The following is a 21,629-nucleotide window of genomic DNA, read 5'->3' as shown; positions in this document are numbered from 1 at the left end:
GGCAAGAGCACCCAAATTAACGGTCTCAATAGCCAGCGATAGCTATTAACCCGGCATCTAAACTTTCAGTCGAGCAGTTCCCCCTCGACCCCAGACTGGCGTACTAGCAGCCCTTAACAGCGACCCAGCCACCCCAGCAGCTCACGCTGTACGTCTTGTGAAGGTAGATACTCCTGCTCCAGGCGCCCTTGTGGTTGGGCTTTAAGCAAATGGAAAAAAGCCACTTCATGCTCAGTCAGGCCGCTGCTCGGCAGCTCGGCTTGAACCGGCTCTGGCACGGCGCAGTCACGGCAAAATGCCTTGAAGTGCGCCTCGCTCATCATCAGCGGAGTAATCGTAGGCAGTGCCTGCCTCGCTCTGGCCAGCATCAGCAGTCCCCAAGTATCCATATCGCCCCAATAGGCGACCGCTTTTGTTTTTAGCGCCTCACCTGATAGCCAGTGTACATCTAGCCCTGCGCCAAGAATCGCCACTGTACCCGGCATGCCGGGTAGCAAGTGCTCACACTGCTCATTCTCGACCACCACCACCCGCGAGCCCGGCAGGCAAGTATCCGCCAGTTCTCTGGCGGTGATGCGCTGACGCTTAAAAGGCAGCAACCCCTTCTCCAAGGGCACCACCAGCAGCCAGTGATCTTTATCGTCGGGGGCATCCAGAAAACCGTTTAAGCCTTGTTGGCTAGCCATGCCGTCGTAGCGTTCATCCAGCAGGCGTGTCAGTAACACCGTGTTGCGCTCGATAAACTTGGTGTCCACCCTCAGTCCGTTGAGCAATCTTAATGGTCGACCTTCTGCCATCCCCGGAGAAAGCGAGTCCGCCAGCGCTGCAGCGGCAGTGATTTCGCTAACAGACTTATTGCGCCAGAGGGCGCGTTCGCGAACCAGCACCTCCCAGTAACGCTGGTTGACGCTGCCTACCAGAGTTTCCAGCAGCGCAAACTCCTGCTGCACGTCGCCATCCGCCGTAGCGGCGGCCCATTCAGACGGCGTGTGCAACACCCACTGCACGGGGAGTGACACCGGCTCAGCAGCAGCGCGGAAGTTGATATCTTGAAACACCACCTCACCAACGGTTATCTGCCGCCAGCGCTGCACATGGGCCTGCACCAGACCGGTTTGATCGGCAAACTGGCGGCCGCTGGGTTTGCCAATGGGGATCACCAGCGGCCAACTCTCCGAGGATAACAATCGCTCTACCCGCCAGAACGCTTGCTGCCACTGCTTAGCCAGGCGAGCAGCGATCTCACTCGGGGACTTCATTGCGCGCCTCACGCCGCTTTTCACGCACGGCATCCAGCGCCTGCCAACTGATCGGCGTCAGGCTGGAGGCATTACCACGGCGATGCACCACCACCGCCGAGCGGGTGTGCTTGCGCAGCAAACGCATCTCCTTATTGGGGGTAATAAACAGCGCATGAAGGTGGAATTCGTTGAGCGCGGCAATAATTCGCCCAGCTACAGCATTCGAACTGCGCGAAAAGGCTTCATCCAGCACGATGGTGCCAAACAGCGGCCGAGGGCTGCCGTCGGGGCACAGCGCGTAACTCAGCGAGGCCGTCAGCACATAGGAGGCGATAATCTCTTTTTCGCCACCGCTACCGCCCTGGGAACCCGAGCGGGTTTCAATCACACGCCCATCGGCCCGGTCGATCATGGCGACTTTAAACTCAAGCCTAAAACGCGGATCCAATAGCGCTCGCGCGCCGAGGGTGCGCTGGCGTTCGCAGGCATCGCGCAGCAGGGCGATAATATATTGCAACGCCTTGTACTGGCTTTCGCCGCCATCCTCGACAAACCGCGACGAGGCGAGCGCCGTATTGGCCCGGGTAAAGGTGCGCAGGCTTTCATGCACCACCTTGTTGGCCACTAACTGTAGGTAACGGCCGCGCTGGAAGTCTACCCGCCGCAGGGTGTTATTGAGGTCTTCCAACCGCTCTTCGATCCGCTCTACTTCCCCCTCGATGGTGGCCAGCAGCTGTGATACGCCCTGATCGGAAGAGTCGGTGAGGTATTGCTGAAAACGCTGCTGCTTGTCGGGCAGTGCTTCTTCGGTGAGCACCTTGAGTCGGGCCAGGTAGTCGGGCACATCGTCGAGCTCCCGCCCAACCTCAGAAAGCGCCCCGCGGTCTTCCCGCTGGGCATCCGACATGGCTTTGACCAACTCTTTTTCCACTCGGCTTTGGGTCGTCCGCAAGGTGGTCAGTTGCTGTTGCAACTGGGTAGTAGCTTGGCGCTCCAGCTCATCAACATTGGCAAGCTGCCGTTGATCAAGGGGAGAGAAATGGCCATCAGCAAGGGTGCGCTCCGCCTCCTTCAGCCCTGCTTCGCTTTTGCGAAACGCCTGCTGCTGCTCTTTTTGGGCGGTTTCCAGCCGGTTGTTTAACTGGGCACACTGCCTGATGCACTGCGTTTTTTGCTGCTCCAGCGTGGCCAACTCATCGCGGGCTTGCTCCAGTTGGCGTTTGGCTGTCGCCGCATCGGAATCGGGTGCGGTCAAGGCGGCCAGTTTGTCCCGCTGCTGTTGCCATTCACGCTCGGCCTGGGGCGCATTGATCTCCTCATAGTCCAACGCTGCCAGCCTGGTTAACAGCACTACCTGCTGTTCAAGCGCAGCCAGTGAGGCCTTCGCCTGCTCCTCTTCCGCCCTGGCGCTCTGTAAGCGCGCTTCTGCTTCGCTGATTTGCGCGCTTAACGCCGCCAGCCGGTCACGGTTATCAAAGCCAGTTTGCCAATCGTCGCTTAGCCGCTTCTGATCCTGCTTGTCAAAAAAGCGTGCCTTGCCCGACATCAACCCTTCCGCCGTCATGGCATGGGGAGTCTCTCGCAACCTCTCCGGCGAGCCAACGCAGTGCCTGTCCAGCCCGGCTAAAAGCTCCTTAACCGCTTCCCGGTAGGGGTGATCCTTGTAGTCGAGCTTGCGGGTAAAGCCATCCTCAAAAAAGCGCGGCTGGCTGGCGGGCGGTTTCACTTCCAGGAGTCGTACATGCAGCGCATTGTGGCGGCTATTGATCCAGTCTAGCGCTTGGTGGCTGGCCTCCGGCGGCACCAAAATACGCAACCGGTGGCTACCCATCGCCCGTTCAATCGCGCCGCGCCAGGCTTGCTCGTCCGCTTTTACCTGTACCAGCTCGGCGACAAAGGGCAGGTCGTCTTCGCCGAGTGCCAACGCTTCGGCCAGCAGGGAGCGAAATTGTTGAAAGCGCCCCGGGATATTAGACCCTGGGCGCGCTTTCGCCTCGGCCAGCTCTTTGTGCAACTCCGTGCACTCATGCTCCATCCGATAGCATTGGCTGCCCTGCTCAAAGGCCGCCTGCTTGGCGGCGTCAAGCGCCTGCTGAACCTCGCGCAACTGCTCGGCAGCCAGCATCTGATTGGTGGCGACCGCTTCACGGTTGAGGGCATCGTCAAAGGAGAGCGAGCGTGCCAATCGCTGGTAGTCTGCCGCATGGCGCTGGCAGCGCTCCAGGTTGGCTTGCTTTGCCTTGACCAGCGCTTCCAGGGTCTCAATATCCGAACCGCCCAGACGCAGATAAGCTTCATTTAAACGCTCACAGGTACGCTGCTGGTGAGTGCAGCTCTCCTCAGCGGCTGCCAACTCGGCCTCGGCCTGCTGGGTTTGTTGCTGAAGACGCTCGGCTTCGGCCTTCCACAGCCGGTGAGCCTGTTCACCAAACCACACCGGCAGTACCCGGCTGAGGGTTTCCTGGTCATCAAGTAGCGTTTGGTTGTGCAGGTACTTATCCCAACCGGTTTTAATCGGTTCCAGAGAGCGCTGCTGGCGGCGGGCGATTTCAAGCTCTTCATGAATGGCGGTGAGGTCATCGAAGCTATCGGCGACTTCCCGGGCGCGCTGAAACTGGGCGTTATCGTCTAGCACTAACTCGCGAAAAATTTCGTCAATGCTGTTTAGCTGCTTCAACCCTGCCGCTCGGTTGAGCAAGTTGAAGGCGTTATCACGCACTTCGAAAAAGTCCCGCAGCCTCGCTAAAAAGCCCTTTTTGCTGGGGTACGTCCAGATACCGGTGTCTGTCTTATCCTGTTGGCGCAAGGCGCGCATACCGCCTTCCTGCTGCAGTGTCAGCCAGCGATGCAGAGTATGTTCGGGGGCAGTACTGAACAACCAGAGCTTTTTCATATCCGAGGGCGACATGCTGGTGCTGTCGAACCACAGCAGGGCACCGATACGCACCAGGCTTTCACCATTACTGAGCGTCGCCACCAGCCCCGTCACGGTCTTACCGGGCCGGGCAATATGCGACTGCCCCTCACTGCCATCGCCGGGGCCACTCACCCCGCGCACGTAAGAGACCAGATCCCGGTCACTCTCATGGCCACCGGTAGAGGCAAGGTTGTACTTGGGATTGGCCGTGAGCAGGGTCATCAATGCATCCACCAGCGTGGTCTTGCCACTGCCAGTGGGACCAATGATGGCGCTACCCTGAGCGTCGATATCAGCCTTGTGCATACCACCAAAGCCACCCCAGTTGAACAGCTCCAGGGTTTGCAGGATATAGGTGGGAGCCAACTGCCAGGCGGTCGCCTGTTCCTCATCCAGCAGCGAAGGCTGGCTAGGCGTTGCCGTGATCATGGCATCCCCTCTTTGTCACTGTCCTGGCGGTCACTACTCTCCGCGGCGACTCTTGCCTTTAACTCATACAGCAAGGCAGTGAGGTTCTCCGGGTTGGCCAGGTGAGCGATCATTGACCGGATGACTACCCGCTCGTGACTGTCCGGCGCCGAGACCAGGCCATGCCCCTTGAGCTGATCCAATAATTGCAACATGCGCGTGCGCTCCCGGGCCTCGCTGCCACTCTCCCCCAAATACACCTGCATATGCGGAATCAGCTCGTCAACCGCCACCATGGCGTCACCGGCGCCCGTGCCAGCGTCCTGCTCGTAAGCGATGAAGTGCTGACGCAAAATAGCCACCAGCAGCGTCTGCTCCATATTCAGCCGCTGCTTGCGCACCAGTGGATGCGACCACTCGTCTTGAAACACATCGCCATCCTCATGACGCACCGCCAGAAATACCAACCCACGGATCTCATCGGCGCGGGCAATTAAATCCAGGGGCTCTAACGTTGCATTGAGCCTCTCCATGGAGGCCAGGGCCGTTCGATAAAGATGCGGGCGCAGGCTCTCTTCCAGCAGCCCCATACGCAGCAGCTCTTGAGCCACTTCCCGCAGTTTGACGTCGGTACGCGCGCTATTTTCTCCGTCGGTACCTGCGAGCCCTTCCTCAGCCATTGAATGGGACGAATCCTTCCCTTCTGGAGGCGATTGCTCTTCACTCACCTCGTCTGCCTGCTGGCGTCCAACAATCTGATCAAAAACACCCGCCATACTTAAAACTCCCACTCAATGCCCTGCAACGCCTGCTCACTCAAGGAAACCAGCGGCACTTTGAATAGCCAATCGCACTGTTCATCATCGGTAATGACTACGTCCTGAACATCCTGCCCGGTTATCTCAACCCCAGCTTCCCGCGCCATGCCCAGCCAGAGCGCCAAGGTTTCCAGGTCATGACTGGGCGGCAGGCGCTCGGCGAGCTCCAGCAGGGTGAGTGGGCGCCCTTCTGCCGCCAGCAGCGCCAGTGTTTCCTGCACCAAAGCGTCGCGGTCGAGCCCATCCAGAGAATCCCAGAACTCAGTCTCGACATCGCTCAAATCGCTCGTCTGCTGAGCCAAATCCAGCGTCTCCTCCTGCTCGTTTTCCAGCACCTTGAAACGCAGCCGCTCGATCACCGATAAGTTGCCCAAGGCAAAGCCCAGCGGCGGCAGCGCTGACATCTCTGAACGACGCACTTTCTGGCGCTGCCAATCCAGCGCCTGAGCGGTATGAAAGATATCATTGAGCAACTGTCCGACGCGGTGGTGTTCGGCCGCCAAACCGGTCTTGAGGAAGCCTTTGACATCCTTTTCACTGCGCGCTCTGGCTTGTAATACGGACTGACTTTCCAGAACCAGCCGCATGCCCAGCTGTTTAAGATCCTGCCGCTGTAACCGACCAAGCGCTTTCTCAGCAGCGGGGTGGACGAGAATAGTGCGTAGCTGCTGGCGCATCATATCCAGCGCGGCGGTTTGGCGTAGCTGTTGCAAAAAACTATCGAACACACGGCCCTCTGGGGTGTCCAGCAAAGCCTCCTGACCATCCAGCAAGCGATCGACAATATCCCCCCGATGATACTTCTCGGACATGATCGATTGGCGCAGTTGGCGATCCGCCTCTCGCCAGGAGTCTTCCACTCGCCGAAAATCGGCACGCAGCCCAGTGGCCAAATGAAACACTTCTCTTATATTTTCAATAGCTTGCTGTTCCGAAAGCACCGGCACATGACCAGCCTCCGCGTCGGCCAATTCGCCCTCCAACTGTTGGATTTTGCGCCGAATCGCTGCTTTGCGACTCTCAGGGTTGGGGTTGAGGCTTACTTCCAGGCTTTCGATTTCCCGTTGCACCACCGACAGCCGCGACGCAGTAGAGGTCATGATGCGGTTGTCCAGCGAATCGACAAACTGAATCGCCGACGACAAGGCATCGGTGGCATACAACCGTTGACCACGCTCAGTGACCAGGCCCCGACGTATCCACTCGCGCAGCTCACGCCCAGCCTGCTGTCGCGTATTGTCAGGATCAATGGCGTACTCATCCTGCTCGGCATAACGCCCCAGCATTTGCGACAGCGCCTCTAGCGCGTCTGACTCGGCGATACCATCTTCGCTAAACTCAAACAACGAGGTCAGGCAGCCCAGCACCAGAGGCGCTCGGGGGGATGCCAGCAACAGCCAGGCAGGGTGCTGCTTGCGAGCAGCGATGTAGTGGCGTGTGCGTTGCTGGGGGTTACTATCCATAGTGATACATCTAAGCTGGTTGAGTATTAAGCGCTATCTACCCCAGCGACTCCGCCGTCACATTGGCAGCAGGCGCTTGGGTAGAGTGATGGCGATTGATGGCACTCAGCACGCCTTTCATGGAGGCGCTAGTGATGCTTTCATCGGTACCTACGCCAAACACGGCTTTGCCATCAATGCGTACTTCCACGTAAGCGATCGCTTCGGCATCCGCCCCTTGGCCGCGGGAGTGTTCATGATAGTCAATGATTTCGACCTCTTGGCCGCTCGCCACCAGCGCCTTGATAAACGCGGCCAGCGGGCCGTTGCCTTCACCGGTCAGGGTCTGGCGTTGGCCGCCGTTTTCGACAATGGCCTCTAGCGCGACTTTGGGGCTATCTGGCTCGGAGGAAAGACGGTGATTCACCAGTGCCAGCGGTGACCGCTGCTCTAAATACTCATCGGCAAAGGCTTGGTAGATCATTTGTGAGGTGATCTCTTTGCCGGTGCGGTCCGCCACTTCCTGCACCACTTGGCTGAACTCGATGGAGAGCCTGCGGGGCAGCTCGATACCGTGCTCCTGCTCCAGCAGATAGGAGATGCCGCCTTTGCCTGACTGGCTGTTGACGCGAATCACGGCTTCGTAGCTGCGCCCGACATCCATGGGGTCGATGGGCAGGTACGGCACGTCCCAGGGGGCTTCTGGGTTGGCGCGACGCTCGGCCATGCCCTTCTTGATGGCATCCTGGTGCGAACCGGAAAACGCCGTGAACACCAGGTCGCCCACGTAAGGGTGGCGCGGATGAACCGGCAGCTGGTTGCAGTACTCCACTTCGCGCATGATTGGCGTGATATTGGAGAAATCGAGCTGAGGGTGTACGCCCTGGGTATACATGTTCATCGCCAGTGTCACGATATCGACATTGCCAGTACGCTCGCCGTTGCCAAATAGCGTGCCCTCGACGCGATCCGCTCCCGCCATCAACGTGAGTTCGGCCGCCGCGACGCCGGTGCCGCGGTCGTTGTGCGGGTGCACGCTGACGATCAAGGTATCGCGCTTTTTCACATGGCGGCAGAACCACTCGATCTGATCAGCGTAGTTGTTGGGCGTAGCGACTTCGACCGTGGCTGGCAGGTTGACGATCATTTTGTTGTCGACGCTGGGGCCAAAGGTGTCCATCACCGCTTCGACGATCTCGACCGCGAAATCCATCTCCGTGGTGGTGAATAGCTCGGGTGAGTACTGGAAAGTCCAGTTCGTTTCCGGATTGGCCGCCATCAAGTCACGTATCTGCGCCGTGGCGTCCACGGCAATTTGCACGCACTCAGCCTTGTCGACGTTGAACACCACCCGTCGAAACATCGGGTCGGTGGCATTGTAGACGTGCACGATGGCACGCTTGGCGCCCTTCAGCGCCTCGAAGGTGCGCTCGATCAGATGCGGCCGTGCCTGGGTCAGCACCTGGATAGTGACGTCGTCGGGAATCTTGTCCTGCTCGATCAACGAGCGCACGAAATCGAAATCGGTTTGCGACGCAGAAGGAAAGCCCACTTCGATCTCTTTGAAACCGATCTTCAGCAGCATGTCGAACAACCGCTGCTTGCGCTCCTGATCCATGGGGTCGATCAGCGACTGGTTGCCATCGCGCAGGTCGACGCTGCACCAGATGGGCGGCGTGTCGATACGCTGGCCGGGCCACTGACGGTCGGGCAGGTCTACCGCCACGAAAGGGCGATACTTTTTAGAGGGGTCCTTCATCATCATCGTGGCTCTCCTGTTATTCGTCGCGGTCGGGCTTTGCTTGCCCAGTACTGGCTTGCGCGGCCGCCTGCAGGGCGGACTCCATGCGATCCAACTGGCTGCGCAGTGCGCGCACGTCGTCACGCAGGCCCTGTATCTCTGCAGCTTCGCCTTCTCCGCTTTCTAAATCAATCTGTGCGCTCTCTTTCTGCATCACGTCCAACACGATACCGATCATCATATTCAGGAAAATGAACGCATTCAAAAAGATGAAGGTCAGAAAGTAGATCCAGGCGTAGGGGTACTGCTCCATGGTGGGATACAGCACCGCCGTGGCCCAGCTCTCGAAGGTGGCCACCTGGAACAGCGTCAGCATGGCCAGCGCAATGTTGCCCCACAGCTGCTCATCCACGGTATGGAAGATGAAGCTGCCCACCGCCGCGTAGATATAGAAGATGATGAACATCAGCAGCGCCACATAGCCCATCCGTGGAATGGACTTGATCAACGCCACCAGCAGCAGGCGCAGCTCGGGAATCATCGACACCAGACGCAGCACCCGGAAGATGCGCAGCAGGCGTGCCAGCAGCACCATCTCAGAGTCGTCCATGGGGATGAGGCTGGCCGTGACGATCAGGAAGTCGAAGATGTTCCAACCCTTCTTGAAGAAGTTGGTCAGATTGCGTTCGGCGGCCATGCGAATCAGCAGTTCCACCAGAAAGAAGATGGTGACGGCGACGTCCAGATAGGTCAGCCACTGCTCGAACTGACTGACCTCATCGTAGGTGCGGGCACCGATGGTCATGGCAGACAGCACGATGATGGCGATCACTACGGTCTCGAACAGCTTGTTACTACGCAGCTTTTCAAAGCGGGCTTGCCAGGTATTGAAGGGTTCACTCATGGAACAAGAAGTCTCTAAACGGTTAACGTCGACACTTTATACTAAAATTACACACCTTCCATACAAGTGATATCCTGTTGTTTCACTTGATGTATCTTCGCCTCCAGGGCAACCCTCTTTGCTCTGGCGATTTTTTTGATTTTTTGCGCTGGATGACCTCATGACACTGCTGTGGATCGCCTTACTGCCGTTACTGGGCGTACTGGTGCCGGCACTGACTGCCCAACGCGGCCGCACTTGGTGCTCGCTCGCAACGGGCATACTGCCAGCAACAGCACTGCTACTTACGCTGCTGCAAATACCTGCCCTGATGGAGGGTGAAGCGCTGCGTTTTGCTGCCACCTGGATGCCCGCACTCGGCCTGGAGCTTGCGTTTCGTCTCGATGGCCTGTCGCTGCTCTTCAACCTGCTCATTTTGGGCATTGGGCTATTGATTCTATTGTATGCCCATTTTTACTTGGCAAGCGATGAGCCTTTTGGACGCTTTTACGCCTTCTTGATGCTGTTTATGGCCTCGATGGTCGGCATCTCGATGTCCGATAACCTTATCCTGCTCTGGCTATTTTGGGAGTTGACCAGTCTCTCCTCCTTCCTGCTAATTGGCTTTTGGTCCTACCGCAGCGATGCCCGTAAAGGCGCGCGCATGGCGCTGACCGTGACCGGTGCAGGCGGCCTAGCACTGCTAGCAGGCTTACTGCTGCTGGGCGATATGGCAGGTAGCTACCGCATGGATGACGTGCTGGCCAGTGGCGCACTCATTGTGTCTGACCCGCTCTACCCACTCATGCTCGGGCTTGTACTACTGGGCGCATTCACCAAATCCGCACAGTTCCCGTTCCAGTTCTGGCTTCCCCATGCCATGGCGGCTCCCACGCCCGTTTCTGCCTACCTGCACTCAGCCACGATGGTAAAGGCGGGTATTTTCTTAATGGCCCGGTTGCATCCCGCCATTGCGGATAGCGCATTGTGGAGCGTGGTCGTGCCGCTGGTAGGTACCATCACGCTGCTTTACGGCGCGTGGTTTGCGCTGTTCAAAACCGACTTGAAAGGCATTCTGGCGTTTTCGACCGTCAGCCATTTGGGGTTGATCACCGTCCTGCTGGGCATTGGCAGCCCCATGGCCGTGTTGGCCGCGCTGTTCCATATCCTTAACCACGCCACCTTCAAAGCGGCGCTGTTCATGAGCGCGGGCATCATCGACCATGAAACCGGCACCCGAGAGCTGAAGCAGCTTGGCGGGCTCAGAAAGGCGATGCCCGTCACCGCGCTGCTGACCACCTTGGCCGCCGCCGCCATGGCGGGGGTGCCGCTGTTTAACGGCTTCCTCTCGAAAGAGATGTTCTTTACCGAAACCCTCGCCACTCCAGTACTCGGCGGTTTGAGCTGGGTGTTGCCCGCCCTGGCGACGCTGGGCGGCATTCTCTCCGTCGCGTACTCACTGCGGCTGGTTCATGCGGTGTTCTATAAGCCAGCCCGCGAGCAAACGCCTAAATCCCCCCACGAGCCGCCCCACCTGATGCGCTTGCCCGTGGAACTGCTGGTGACGCTCTGCGTGCTGGTGGGGCTATTCCCTGCCTTTTTCGCGACAGGCATTCTAGAGCTAGCCACCCAAGCCGTTTTGGGCGAACCGTTGTCGTTCCGCCTCGCCATCTGGCACGGCGTGAATTTGCCGCTGATGATGAGCTTGCTAGCCTTTGCAGCGGGCATAGCCATGTACTGGCGTCATGCTGATCTGCGCCGCTTTGTGCAGCCCTTCGCCAGTGTGGATGCGCGCCGCGTATTCGAGCGGTTCATCATTACCGTGGGCTACCGGGCCGAGCAGGTCATCACTAAGCTGGAAGGCAACTCGCTACAGCGCTATATGGGATGGTTGCTGGGTGCTGCCCTGCTGATGGGGCTGATCGGCCTTGCCAGCGTCCAAGAATTGACCGGCACAAAAGGTAACCAGCCGATAGATGGCGTGGTGCTGCTAGGCGCGGGCATGCTAATTTTTGGTGGTATTGCCACCGCAGCGACTCACCGCTACCGCTTAATTTCGCTGCTGATGCTGTCAGTAGTAGGGCTCTTTGTCGCCCTCACCTTCGCACGTTTCTCGGCACCTGATCTCGCGCTCACTCAGCTGTCGGTAGAAGTCGTCACGATGATTCTGCTGATGCTGGCGCTATTCTTCTTGCCACAAAACCCCCCCACCGAATCGAGCCCGTTGCGCAACGTGCGCGATATTCTGCTAGCCGGTGCGCTAGGGCTGGTGGTCGCCAGCTTGAACTACGCGGTGATGACCCGAGAAACGCTATCGATCTCCAACTTCTTCGTGGAGAACAGCAAACCCGGTGGCGGCGGCTACAACGTAGTCAACGTCATCTTGGTCGACTTCCGGGGCTTCGATACCCTGGGCGAAATTACCGTACTGGCCATTGCAGGCCTGGCTATCTTCAAGCTGCTCAACCGCTTGCGTCTGTTCATGCCCCACAGCGACGGTGAAGGCCGTGCTTGGTCGCCGGATCGCTACCCGGCCATTTTGACGTCTATCTCAATGACGCTACTACCACTGGCGCTGCTGGTCTCGGCCTTCATCTTCTTACGCGGCCATAACCAACCCGGCGGCGGCTTTATTGCCGGTTTGATCACTGCGGTTGCGTTGATCCTGCTGTACATGGCGCGGGGCGTTGAGTGGGCGCAGGAGCGCCTGAACTTCCCCTTCCAGCCGGTCGCCGTGGTCGGTGTGGCCATTGCCACGCTCACCGGGCTAGGCAGCTGGCTATTGGGCTATCCCTTCCTGACCTCGTCGTTTGGGTATTTCAGCCTGCCGCTGATTGGCACGTTCGAGCTTGCCACGGCCCTGCTGTTTGACCTGGGTGTGTACCTTGCAGTGGTAGGTGCCACGCTGATGATTCTGGCCAACCTGGGTAAGGTGACGACACCACACCGCCCGGTGACCGACCCGAAAACGTCAGACACCCACGACACGCCGAATGAAAAGGAATCCCACTAATGGAAATGCTCTACGCCATTACTACGGGCATCTTAACCTCCTGCGGGCTCTACCTGACGCTGCGTGGAAGAACGTTCCCGGTCGTTGTGGGCCTGACGCTGCTCTCCTACGCGGTCAACCTGTTCCTGTTCTCCATGGGCGGGCTGACGACGGACGGTGCTGCGCTGGTGAACGAAGGCTCTCAGTTTGCCGACCCGCTGCCCCAGGCGCTGGTTCTCACCGCTATCGTCATCGGCTTTGCCATGACGGCGTTCGTCGTCATTCTTGCCATGCGGGCGCGCAGCGAAGTGGGTAACGACCACGTGGATGGTAAAAAGGAAGACCGCGAATGATTCAGCATCTAATTGTGTTGCCCGTGGTACTACCCCTGGTCGCGGGTATTTTATTGCTCTACCAGCGCCAGGGGCTGGCGCACTACAAGCGCGCTGTGAGCGTTATTGCCACCCTGCTTCTGCTGCTGGTGTCGATTGCCCTGGTGCGCCAAGCCGCCAGCGGTGAGATCACCTATTACGCCCTAGGCGACTGGCAGCCACCGTTTGGCGTAGTGCTAGTGCTCGACCGCCTCTCCGCGCTGATGGTGCTGCTCACGTCCCTTCTCGCCGTGGGCGCCGTGGTGTTTGCCTGCGGTGGAGACGACGAAAAAGGCAGCAACTTCCACGGTTTGTTTCAGTGGCAGTTGCTAGGCATCAACGGCGCGTTTTTGACAGGGGACTTGTTCAACCTGTTCGTCTTCTTTGAAGTGCTGCTGCTGGCCTCCTACGCGCTGCTGCTGCACGGTGGCGGCAAAGCGCGCATTCAGGCAAGCGTTCACTATGTGGTGCTTAACCTAGCGGGCTCGTCGCTATTTTTGATTGCCGTGGGCATTCTGTATGGGGCCACCGGCACGCTCAATATGGCGGATATGGGCTATAAGCTTGCTAGCCTGCCCGCCGAGCGCGAGGGCTTAGTGACCGCAGGCGCGCTAATGCTGCTGGTCGTCTTTGGCCTCAAAGCCGCTATTTTGCCGCTCTATTTCTGGCTCCCCCGCGCCTATGCGGCGGCCCCTGCCCCGGTGGCAGCGCTGTTTGCGATCATGACCAAGGTGGGCATCTACGCCATTCTGCGGGTCTATTCGCTGATTTTTGGCGAGCAGGCTGGCGGACTTGTGGCGCTTGAGCAGCCTTGGGTGTGGTGGTTAGCGCTAGCCACCTTGGCAGCCGCTGGCGTTGGTGTGATGGCCGCTCGCGACCTACGCCTGCTGGTGGCCTACTTGGTGCTGATTTCGGTCGGCACGCTGCTGGCAGGTGTGGGCATGCGCTCGGTAGAGGCCACCTCTGCCTTGCTCTACTACCTGATCCATACCACGCTGATCACCGGTGGCCTGTTCTTGCTGGCTGAGATGATTGGCCTGCAGCGCGGCAAGCCGGGTACGCGCATCGTCAAAGGGCGCCCGCTGGTTCAGGGTAACGCCCTGGCGATCACCTTTTTCATCGGTGCGATTGCCGTGGTGGGGATGCCACCCCTTTCAGGCGCGCTGGGTAAAGCGATGGTGCTAGTAGCCGCAGAAGGCACTCAGCGCGTGTGGCTATGGCCACTGCTGCTGCTCGCCAGCCTAGCATCACTCATCGCGCTCTCCCGTGCAGGCTCTACGCTGTTTTGGCGCAGCCACCGGGGCAGCCCCAGCGGTAGCCCTCTTTCGCGCTACCAATGGTTCGGTATGCTCTGGCTACTCAGCGCCGCGCCTTTACTGGTGGCGTTTGCCGGGCCGGTGAGCAGCTACACCCAAGCCACCGGCGAGCAGCTCGCCAACCCACAGCTGCTAATTGAAACGCTGCTGCCCGATGCAGGAGAGACGCCATGATTACCCCTCGCAAATGGCTGCCCACCCCAGTTCTTTCGATACTGCTGCTGTTGGTGTGGCTGCTGCTGGTGCGCAGCTACGCCTTTGGCCAGCTCGTTCTGGGGGGTGCGCTGGCTATTCTGATCCCTTTGTTAACCCACCGCTTTTGGGATGCTCGGCCACGGATCAGCAAGCCTATGATGCTGCTGCGTTTTGGCCTGCGGGTATTGGGCGATATCGTCACCGCCAACTTTGAGGTCGCGTACCTGATCGCTAACCCATGGCGCAAGCTAAAGCCTCACTTCATCGAGTATCCTCTGATGTTGGAGGAGCGTTTTACCATCACGCTGCTGGCCAGCACGATCAGCCTGACCCCGGGCACCGTTTCGGCCAACCTGCGAATGGATGGCAAATCCCTGCTGATTCACGCACTGAACGTGGATGATGAAGAAGCGCTCATTGAGCAAATACGCGAACGCTACGAACGGCCGCTCAAGGAGATTTACGAATGCTGAGTATTGCGCTCTATATCACCTTAGCGCTGGTGGTGATGGCCCTGCTAATGAACCTTTATCGGCTTACCGTAGGCCCCGATCTCCCTGACCGGGTACTGGCGCTGGACACCATGTACGTCAACTCCATCGCGCTGATCGTATTGCTCGGCTTGTGGCTCAACAGCAAGACTTACTTTGAGTCAGCGCTGTTGATCGCCATGCTCGGCTTTATCAGTACGGTAGCCGTGTGCAAGTACATTCTACGCGGGGATATTATTGAATGAGCCCGATCAATGAGGTGCGTTTATGCCATTCTTAGTTGAAGCGCTGATTTCCCTACTGTTAATAGCCGGAGGCGTGTTTGTGTTTATAGGCTCGCTAGGCATGGCCCACCTGCGCGATTTCTATATGCGCCTACATGGCCCTACTAAAGCCACTACGTTGGGCATCGGCTGCATGCTGATTGCCTCCATGGGGTATTTTTGGAGCGTCGATGGTAAGCCGGATATCCAAGAGCTGCTGATTACGCTGTTCCTGTTTATTACCGCCCCAGTAAGCGCTCACCTGCTGGCCAAAACCGGCTTGCATATGCAGTTAAAGCACACCCAAAAAACCCAGGGCAAACCGGTCGAGTTGCGCCCTGAAGAGGTCGGCGAAAAGCCGGTACCTCACCCGGACAAAGGGCACGGCTAAGCTTCGCTGCCCTATTTGCTCAAGCGCTGGCAACCGCCAGCGCTTTTTATTGCCCGCTATGCTAAACCGCTGAGCGAGCACCAAAAGTGTCAGCCTCACGCATGATCTGCTCTCAAGAGAAAGTAGTGGCGGATGCCACTTTCCGGTAAGCTCTTGCCGATTGATTTTTTGTGGTGAGGTACATCTATGTGGAGCCTACTCAGGCTATCTGCACTTTCATTATCCGCCTTGGTACTCGTAGGCTGCTCCGACCCGAAAGTCGATACGAGCTCCATGCCTGCAGCGGTGGTCTCAATCGAGAAAGTGCGTGAGTCGCTGCCCACCTATAAGCGCGACGAGTTTGATACCGCGCTGAAGATCATAGCCATGTCATCGTTTAACGGTATCGATCTCTTTAACCCCCAACGCATGAACGCTGCTGAAATTGCTGAATCGGCTAATGCCTATATGCACGGGCTAACGGGCGACGAAATTATTGAGCGCGCTGACAAGATGCTGCGCCAGCGGCGTGCACGAGAGCGGGAGCAAGCACTGCGCACGCTTAACCGGCTAGAAGCCAAACAGGACAGCGCCCAGCGCGCCCAAGAGCATTTAGCGCAAATCAGCATTGATAATGCGCGTTACTACATCAGCACCAGCCCCTACGGCGCACTGGAACCGGTGATTGAGCTAACGGTGACGAACGGCTCTGACCGCGCGGTTGCAGAGCTCATGCTGCACGGCGTACTGAAAAGCCCTAACCGCGAGGTGGCCTGGGTGGATGAAACATTCTACTACGTTATTTCCGGCGGCCTAGCGCCAGGGGAAAGCGCCACCTGGAGCCTCGCCCCTAACCGTTTTGGCCCCTGGGGCAACGATCAAATACCGCGTAATGCCGTACTGACACTAACACTGCTCGGGGTTAACAATAGCGAAGGTGAACCGCTATGGGATGCCCCCGCGTTAACCGATAACGAGGCCGAGCGGCTTGAGGAACTGCGCGCTGAATATGGCGGAGTAAATCCGCAAAGAGCGGCGAATTAAGCAAACGGCGGTGCTTAGCACCGCCGTTTGCTTACTAGGTGAGTACACGGTGGTTAAATCAAGTCGGCTTCACCGTAGCCCAGCAGATACAGCACGCCATCCAGCCCTGCCACGGAGATCGCCTGACGCGCTTCGGCACGCACGAGGGGTTTAGCGCGGAACGCCACGCCTAGGCCAGCTTTCGCCAACATCTTCAGGTCGTTCGCCCCATCACCTACGGCGACGGTTTGCGCTAAGGCTACCCCTTCCCGCTCGGCAATTTGCTGCAGTAGCGCGGCTTTACGCTCGGCATCGACAATTGGCTCATGGACCGCACCGGTAACTTTGCCATTCTCAATCACCAGCTCGTTGGCGTGGATTTCATCAAACCCAAGCCGCTCCTGCAGGTAACGGGCAAAGTAGGTAAAACCGCCGGATAAAATAACCGTACGGAACCCCAAACGTTTCAGGTTCGCCATCAGACGCTCAACGCCATCCATCAGCGGCAGTTCAGTAGCAATATTCGCCAATACCGACTCATCCAGGCCTTCCAGCTTGCTCATGCGCTCGCGGAAGCTGGCCTTAAAATCCAGCTCGCCGCGCATGGCGCGCTCGGTGACTTCCGCCACCTCGTCGCCTACCCCGTGACGGCGCGCCAGCTCATCAATCACTTCCGCTTTAATCAACGTGGAGTCCATATCAAAACAGACCAAACGGGGTGCGACACCGCCCCGCTGGTTCCGTTGGACCACCATATCCACACCGAGGGTTTCACTCAGCTCCAGCGCCGCATGGCGAAGGGAGGTTAATTCACTGGATGCGCCGCTCAAGTGCAGCTCCACACAGTCGATAGGCTCGCCTTTTTCCGTATCGGCAAGCCGCTGACGGTGCTCTTCCTGCAGGCCAAACTGCGCCATCAGCGCGGCCATGTGCGACTCAATATCCGCCGTTAAGCGCGGTGCCAATACGGTTAACAGAACATCCCCGCGTGCCATCCGTTACTCCCCTGCTTCTAAACGATCAACTTTTTGGAAACCACGCGGCAGCTTGCTGCCCCTTCTGCCACGCTCCCCACGATAATACGCGAGATCATCCGCCTTGAGGGTCAGTTTGCGCTTACCCGCATGAATGATCAGCTCTCCGCCTTCCGGCACAATGGCGATATCACGCAGGAACTCTTCGCGCCGCGCCGCCCGGGGGCCGGGGATATCGAGCATCTTGTTGCCCTTGCCCTTGGCCATCTCGGGCAACTGGTCTAGCGGGAACAGCAGCAGCCGCCCTTCGTTGGAAACCGACGCCACCCACAGCCCTTCGCCCTCCGGCACCTCCACGGGCGGCATGACGCTGCAGCCTTTCGGCACGCTGAGCACGGCTTTACCCGCTTTGTTTTTGCCGGTGAGCGCTTCGAGCTGGGCCACAAACCCATAGCCGCCGTCGCTGGCCAGAAGATAGCGTTGGGTGGGCGGCGCGAGCATCAGACCCGCCATCTGCGCCCCCGCTGCCACGTTCACCCGACCGGTTACCGGCTCTCCCTGCCCTCGGGCGCTGGGTAAATTGTGCGCCGCCAGGGTATAGGCGCGACCTGTATCGTCCAGCAGCACCAGCGGCTGGTTGGTTTTACCCCGAGCGGCTAGTCGGAAACGATCCCCCGCTTTGTAGGAGAGCCCTTCGGGGTCGATATCGTGGCCTTTGGCAGCACGAATCCAGCCTTTATCCGACAGCACGACGGTAATCGGGTCGGCACCTAGCAACTCCACCTCGGAGAGCGCTTTAGCCTCGCTGCGCTCCACCAGCGGCGAACGGCGTTCGTCGCCGTGCTCTTTACCCGCTGCGCGGATCTCTTTCTCGATCAGCGTGGTGAGCTTGGCTTCGCTACCCAGCAGCCCCTGCAGGGTTTTACGCTCTTTTTCCAGCTCATCCTGCTCGCCGCGAATCTTCATCTCTTCCAGCTTGGCAAGATGGCGCAGACGCAGCTCAAGAATGGCTTCAGCCTGACGCTCGGTCAGGCCAAAGGTGCTCATCAGGGCAGGCTTGGGCTCATCCTCTTCGCGGATGATGCGGATCACCTCATCAATATTCAGGTAAGCGGTCAGTAGGCCTTCTAGAATATGCAGGCGATCTTCCACTTTGCCTAAACGGTGCTCAAGGCGGCGACGCACCGTTGCACGGCGAAACCGCAGCCACTCACCCAGCATATCGGTCAGCGGCATCACCCGTGGACGGCCATCCAGGCCAATCACGTTCATGTTCACCCGCACGTTCTTTTCCAGATCCGTGGTGGCGAACAGGTGCGCCATCAGCGCTTCGACATCCACACGGCTCGAGCGCGGCTCAATCACCAGGCGGGTCGGCTCTTCGTGGGTCGATTCATCGCGCAGGTCGGCCACCATGGGCAGCTTTTTCGCCTGCATTTGCCCGGCGATCTGCTCCAACACCTTGGCACCACTGACCTGGTAAGGCACGGCGGTAATGACGATATTGGCGTCTTCACGCACATAGCGGGCGCGTAATTTGACCGAGCCTCGGCCAGTCTCATAGAGCTTACGCAGATCCGCTTTCGGTGTGATGATTTCTGCATCCGTCGGGAAATCCGGGGCAGGCACAAACTCCATCAAGTCCGCCGTGGTGGCCTCGGGGTGACGCAACAGGTGGCAGGTGGCTTCCACCACTTCCGAGACGTTATGCGGTGGAATATCGGTGGCCATGCCCACGGCAATGCCGGTGCCGCCGTTGAGCAACACGTGGGGCAGCCTCGCGGGCAATACTACCGGCTCCTGCATGGTGCCATCGAAATTGGGCGCCCACTCCACGGTGCCCTGGCCCAATTCACTCAGCAGCACGTCGGCAAATTTGGAAAGCTTGGCCTCGGTGTAGCGCATCGCCGCGAAGGATTTGGGGTCGTCTGGGCTACCCCAGTTACCCTGGCCATCCACCAACGGGTAGCGGTAGCTGAACGACTGCGCCATCAGCACCATGGCTTCGTAGCAGGCGCTGTCTCCGTGGGGGTGGAACTTACCCAGTACGTCACCGACGGTACGCGCTGACTTCTTGTACTTGGCATTGGCATGCAGCGCCAGCTCGCGCATGGCGTAGATGATCCGCCGCTGCACTGGTTTCATGCCATCGCCAATGTTGGGTAAGGCGCGGTCTAGAATGACGTACATCGAGTAGTCGAGGTACGCTTTTTCGGTGTAATCGCGCAGGGACAGACGCTCGACGTCGCCCTCCGCTACCTGAATATCCATGGTCATCGGGGGGTCATACCTCAATGTCTGCCAAGTTACCGTAATCTTCCAACCACTTCTTGCGGTCGCTGGCGCGCTTTTTGGCGAGCAGCATGTCCATCATTTCCAGGGTGCCGTCGCCCTCGTCCAGCGTGAGCTGTACGAGACGGCGGGTTTCCACGGCCATGGTGGTTTCACGTAGCTGCAACGGGCTCATTTCCCCTAGCCCTTTAAAGCGCTGCACGTTGGGGGTGCCGCGTTTTTTCGCTAGCTGTTTCAAAATGGCGGCTTTCTCGCTCTCATCCAGGGCGTAATGCACCTCTTTACCCAGGTCGATCCGGTAGAGCGGCGGCATGGCCACGAAAACATGCCCGGCATCGACCAGAGCGGGGAAGTGTTTGACGAACAGCGCGCAGAGCAGCGTGGCGATGTGCAGCCCGTCGGAGTCGGCATCCGCCAGGATGCAGATCTTGTGATAGCGCAGCTTTTCAAGGTCGGCGCTGCCGGGGTCGGCACCAATCGCCACGGCAATGTCGTGAACTTCTTGAGAGCCATAGATATCGTGGGTTTCGACTTCCCACGTATTGAGGATCTTCCCGCGCAGAGGCAGGATGGCTTGGGTGTCGCGATTACGCGCCTGCTTGGCACTGCCGCCTGCCGAGTCACCTTCTACCAAAAACAGCTCACTCAGCGCTGGGTCCTGGCCAGAGCAGTCCGCCAGTTTGCCGGGCAGTGCCGGGCCGGAGGTCACTTTCTTCCGCGCGACCTTCTTCGATTTCTTCTGACGCTGCTGGGCTGCGCTGATCACCATCTCCGCTAGCTGCTCGGCCTGCTCGATATGATGATTCAGCCACAGCGAGAAGGCGTCTTTCACCACGCCTGATACAAACCCGGCAATGGTGCGCGAAGAAAGTCGCTCTTTCGTTTGGCCGGCAAACTGTGGGTCAAGCATTTTCACCGAAAGCACGAAGGAAGCACGCTCCCACAAATCATCGGCGGTGAGCTTGATGCCACGGGGCAGCAGACTGCGGTATTCACAGAACTCTCGCAGGGCGTCTAACAGCCCAGAACGAAAGCCGTTAACGTGGGTGCCCCCCTGGGGGGTAGGGATCAGGTTGACGTAGCTCTCAAGCAGCGCCTCACCGCCTTCAGGCAGCCACTGAATGGCCCAGTCCACACCGTGCTCATCGTCGCTGAAGTGGCCTACGAACGGCTCTTTGGGCAGTACTTCGTAGCCATCGGTGGCTTCAGCCAAGTAGTCGCGCAGGCCATCAGCGTAGGCCCACTCGGTTTTGGTGCCATCCGGCTCTACTAGCGTGACCGCTAAACCGGGACAAAGCACTGCTTTGGCGCGCAGCAGGTGTTTCAGTTTGGAAAGTGCCAGCTTCGGGCTGTCAAAATAACTCTCATCTGGCCAGAAGCGTACCAGAGTGCCAGTAGCGCGCTTGGGGGCTTTGCCGATTTCATGCAGTTCTTCGACCTTTTCGCCGTGCTCGAAGGCAATGGCATGGCGAGCACCGTCTCGGGTCACTTCGACTTCTAAACGCCGTGACAGCGCATTGACCACCGACACGCCCACGCCGTGAAGGCCGCCAGAAAACCGATAGCTCGAAGAGGAGAACTTACCACCCGCATGGAGCTTGGTAAGAATGAGCTCGACCCCTGACACACCGTGCTCCGGGTGCAGGTCGATGGGCATACCGCGGCCGTTATCCTGCACTTCAATGGCACCGTCGCTATGGAGTACCACGCTGATGTTTGAAGCGTGCCCGGCGAGCGCCTCATCGACACTGTTGTCGATGACCTCTTGGGCGAGGTGGTTAGGCCGCGAGGTATCGGTATACATTCCCGGGCGCTTACGCACCGGTTCAAGCCCTGACAGGACCTCGATAGAACTCGCGCCGTACTGGGAGGCATCAAACTGGGTCATGTAA

16 protein-coding genes are annotated in these 21,629 nt (G+C 58.7%); 7 read left to right on the top strand and 9 right to left on the bottom strand.

Annotation, left to right across the window (positions count from 1 at the left end; translation table 11 throughout):
• Positions 1-113: 113 nt before the first annotated feature.
• From L1249_RS10075 to L1249_RS10050, 6 genes are read right to left on the bottom strand one after another with little or no spacing between them, the layout of a single operon-like run.
• Positions 114-1,259, bottom strand: a complete 1,146-nt coding sequence (locus L1249_RS10075) for a Wadjet anti-phage system protein JetD domain-containing protein (RefSeq protein ID WP_172416287.1) — start codon at positions 1,257-1,259, stop codon at positions 114-116.
• Positions 1,243-4,587 (bottom strand): ATP-binding protein, encoded by a 3,345-nt coding sequence (locus tag L1249_RS10070; RefSeq protein WP_044629082.1) that lies wholly within the window; start codon positions 4,585-4,587, stop codon positions 1,243-1,245. Before L1249_RS10070 ends, L1249_RS10075 begins: the two co-directional genes overlap by 17 nt.
• Positions 4,584-5,342: a DUF4194 domain-containing protein gene (locus L1249_RS10065; RefSeq protein WP_172416288.1), complete on the bottom strand. Its 759-nt coding sequence runs from the start codon at positions 5,340-5,342 to the stop codon at positions 4,584-4,586. Before L1249_RS10065 ends, L1249_RS10070 begins: the two co-directional genes overlap by 4 nt.
• Before the next feature lie 2 nt (positions 5,343-5,344).
• The gene (locus tag L1249_RS10060) at positions 5,345-6,847 is read right to left on the bottom strand and encodes a DUF3375 domain-containing protein (protein ID WP_082051429.1); all 1,503 of its coding nucleotides are present in this window, start codon (positions 6,845-6,847) and stop codon (positions 5,345-5,347) included.
• Positions 6,848-6,884: 37 nt separating this feature from the next.
• The gene (gene leuA / locus L1249_RS10055; protein ID WP_228168658.1) at positions 6,885-8,591 is read right to left on the bottom strand and encodes a 2-isopropylmalate synthase; all 1,707 of its coding nucleotides are present in this window, start codon (positions 8,589-8,591) and stop codon (positions 6,885-6,887) included.
• 13 nt (positions 8,592-8,604) lie between these two features.
• Positions 8,605-9,471: an ion transporter gene (locus L1249_RS10050; RefSeq protein ID WP_044629079.1), complete on the bottom strand. Its 867-nt coding sequence runs from the start codon at positions 9,469-9,471 to the stop codon at positions 8,605-8,607.
• Positions 9,472-9,631: 160 nt separating this feature from the next.
• Here L1249_RS10050 and L1249_RS10045 point away from each other — a divergent pair, with 160 nt between their 5' ends.
• The 7 genes from L1249_RS10045 (at position 9,632) to L1249_RS10015 (ending at position 16,492) form a co-directional block, all read left to right on the top strand.
• Entirely contained in the window at positions 9,632-12,463 is a 2,832-nt protein-coding gene (locus L1249_RS10045) for a monovalent cation/H+ antiporter subunit A (protein ID WP_235253552.1), read from the top strand.
• The gene (locus L1249_RS10040; RefSeq protein ID WP_044629077.1) at positions 12,463-12,795 is read left to right on the top strand and encodes a Na+/H+ antiporter subunit C; all 333 of its coding nucleotides are present in this window, start codon (positions 12,463-12,465) and stop codon (positions 12,793-12,795) included. The genes L1249_RS10045 and L1249_RS10040 overlap by 1 nt, the downstream gene beginning before the upstream one ends.
• The gene (locus L1249_RS10035; protein ID WP_044629076.1) at positions 12,792-14,303 is read left to right on the top strand and encodes a monovalent cation/H+ antiporter subunit D; all 1,512 of its coding nucleotides are present in this window, start codon (positions 12,792-12,794) and stop codon (positions 14,301-14,303) included. The genes L1249_RS10040 and L1249_RS10035 overlap by 4 nt, the downstream gene beginning before the upstream one ends.
• Positions 14,300-14,797, top strand: a complete 498-nt coding sequence (locus tag L1249_RS10030) for a Na+/H+ antiporter subunit E (protein WP_044629075.1) — start codon at positions 14,300-14,302, stop codon at positions 14,795-14,797. The genes L1249_RS10035 and L1249_RS10030 overlap by 4 nt, the downstream gene beginning before the upstream one ends.
• Positions 14,791-15,060, top strand: coding sequence for a K+/H+ antiporter subunit F (locus tag L1249_RS10025; RefSeq protein WP_044629074.1), 270 nt, complete (start codon positions 14,791-14,793; stop codon positions 15,058-15,060). Before L1249_RS10030 ends, L1249_RS10025 begins: the two co-directional genes overlap by 7 nt.
• Before the next feature lie 22 nt (positions 15,061-15,082).
• The gene (locus tag L1249_RS10020; RefSeq protein ID WP_054641008.1) at positions 15,083-15,469 is read left to right on the top strand and encodes a Na+/H+ antiporter subunit G; all 387 of its coding nucleotides are present in this window, start codon (positions 15,083-15,085) and stop codon (positions 15,467-15,469) included.
• Between the two features lie 186 nt (positions 15,470-15,655).
• On the top strand, positions 15,656-16,492 hold the full coding sequence (locus tag L1249_RS10015; protein WP_323133908.1) for a DUF6694 family lipoprotein: 837 nt from the start codon (positions 15,656-15,658) through the stop codon (positions 16,490-16,492).
• Between the two features lie 53 nt (positions 16,493-16,545).
• Here L1249_RS10015 and serB read toward each other — a convergent pair whose 3' ends face one another.
• The 3 genes from serB to parE are packed head-to-tail and all read right to left on the bottom strand — an operon-like array spanning position 16,546 to position 21,625.
• Entirely contained in the window at positions 16,546-17,466 is a 921-nt protein-coding gene (serB, locus tag L1249_RS10010) for a phosphoserine phosphatase SerB (RefSeq protein WP_054645033.1), read from the bottom strand.
• Positions 17,467-17,469: 3 nt separating this feature from the next.
• Positions 17,470-19,722 carry a DNA topoisomerase IV subunit A gene (gene parC / locus L1249_RS10005; RefSeq protein WP_058576401.1) on the bottom strand — a complete coding sequence of 751 codons (2,253 nt, stop codon included), beginning with the start codon at positions 19,720-19,722 and terminating at the stop codon, positions 17,470-17,472.
• A gap of 7 nt (positions 19,723-19,729) precedes the next feature.
• Complete coding sequence (gene parE / locus L1249_RS10000; RefSeq protein WP_228168660.1) at positions 19,730-21,625, bottom strand: DNA topoisomerase IV subunit B; 1,896 nt, start codon at positions 21,623-21,625, stop codon at positions 19,730-19,732.
• Positions 21,626-21,629: the final 4 nt, after the last annotated feature.

Source organism: Halomonas sp. Cn5-12 (assembly GCF_021532545.1).
Lineage (GTDB): Bacteria > Pseudomonadota > Gammaproteobacteria > Pseudomonadales > Halomonadaceae > Vreelandella > Vreelandella aquamarina.
This window is presented reverse-complemented; position numbering and strand designations above follow the sequence as displayed.

Excerpts from the sequence above, each read along its gene's own strand:
- L1249_RS10075 (WP_172416287.1), bottom strand. The coding sequence starts at position 1,259 with ATGAAGTCCCCGAGTGAGATCGCTGCTCGCCTGGCTAAGCAGTGGCAG.
- L1249_RS10070 (WP_044629082.1), bottom strand. The coding sequence starts at position 4,587 with ATGATCACGGCAACGCCTAGCCAGCCTTCGCTGCTGGATGAGGAACAG.
- L1249_RS10065 (WP_172416288.1), bottom strand. The coding sequence starts at position 5,342 with ATGGCGGGTGTTTTTGATCAGATTGTTGGACGCCAGCAGGCAGACGAG.
- L1249_RS10060 (WP_082051429.1), bottom strand. The coding sequence starts at position 6,847 with ATGGATAGTAACCCCCAGCAACGCACACGCCACTACATCGCTGCTCGC.
- leuA (WP_228168658.1), bottom strand. The coding sequence starts at position 8,591 with ATGATGATGAAGGACCCCTCTAAAAAGTATCGCCCTTTCGTGGCGGTA.
- L1249_RS10050 (WP_044629079.1), bottom strand. The coding sequence starts at position 9,471 with ATGAGTGAACCCTTCAATACCTGGCAAGCCCGCTTTGAAAAGCTGCGT.
- L1249_RS10045 (WP_235253552.1), top strand. The coding sequence starts at position 9,632 with ATGACACTGCTGTGGATCGCCTTACTGCCGTTACTGGGCGTACTGGTG.
- L1249_RS10040 (WP_044629077.1), top strand. The coding sequence starts at position 12,463 with ATGGAAATGCTCTACGCCATTACTACGGGCATCTTAACCTCCTGCGGG.
- L1249_RS10035 (WP_044629076.1), top strand. The coding sequence starts at position 12,792 with ATGATTCAGCATCTAATTGTGTTGCCCGTGGTACTACCCCTGGTCGCG.
- L1249_RS10030 (WP_044629075.1), top strand. The coding sequence starts at position 14,300 with ATGATTACCCCTCGCAAATGGCTGCCCACCCCAGTTCTTTCGATACTG.
- L1249_RS10025 (WP_044629074.1), top strand. The coding sequence starts at position 14,791 with ATGCTGAGTATTGCGCTCTATATCACCTTAGCGCTGGTGGTGATGGCC.
- L1249_RS10020 (WP_054641008.1), top strand. The coding sequence starts at position 15,083 with ATGCCATTCTTAGTTGAAGCGCTGATTTCCCTACTGTTAATAGCCGGA.
- L1249_RS10015 (WP_323133908.1), top strand. The coding sequence starts at position 15,656 with ATGTGGAGCCTACTCAGGCTATCTGCACTTTCATTATCCGCCTTGGTA.
- serB (WP_054645033.1), bottom strand. The coding sequence starts at position 17,466 with ATGGCACGCGGGGATGTTCTGTTAACCGTATTGGCACCGCGCTTAACG.
- parC (WP_058576401.1), bottom strand. The coding sequence starts at position 19,722 with ATGACCATGGATATTCAGGTAGCGGAGGGCGACGTCGAGCGTCTGTCC.
- parE (WP_228168660.1), bottom strand. The coding sequence starts at position 21,625 with ATGACCCAGTTTGATGCCTCCCAGTACGGCGCGAGTTCTATCGAGGTC.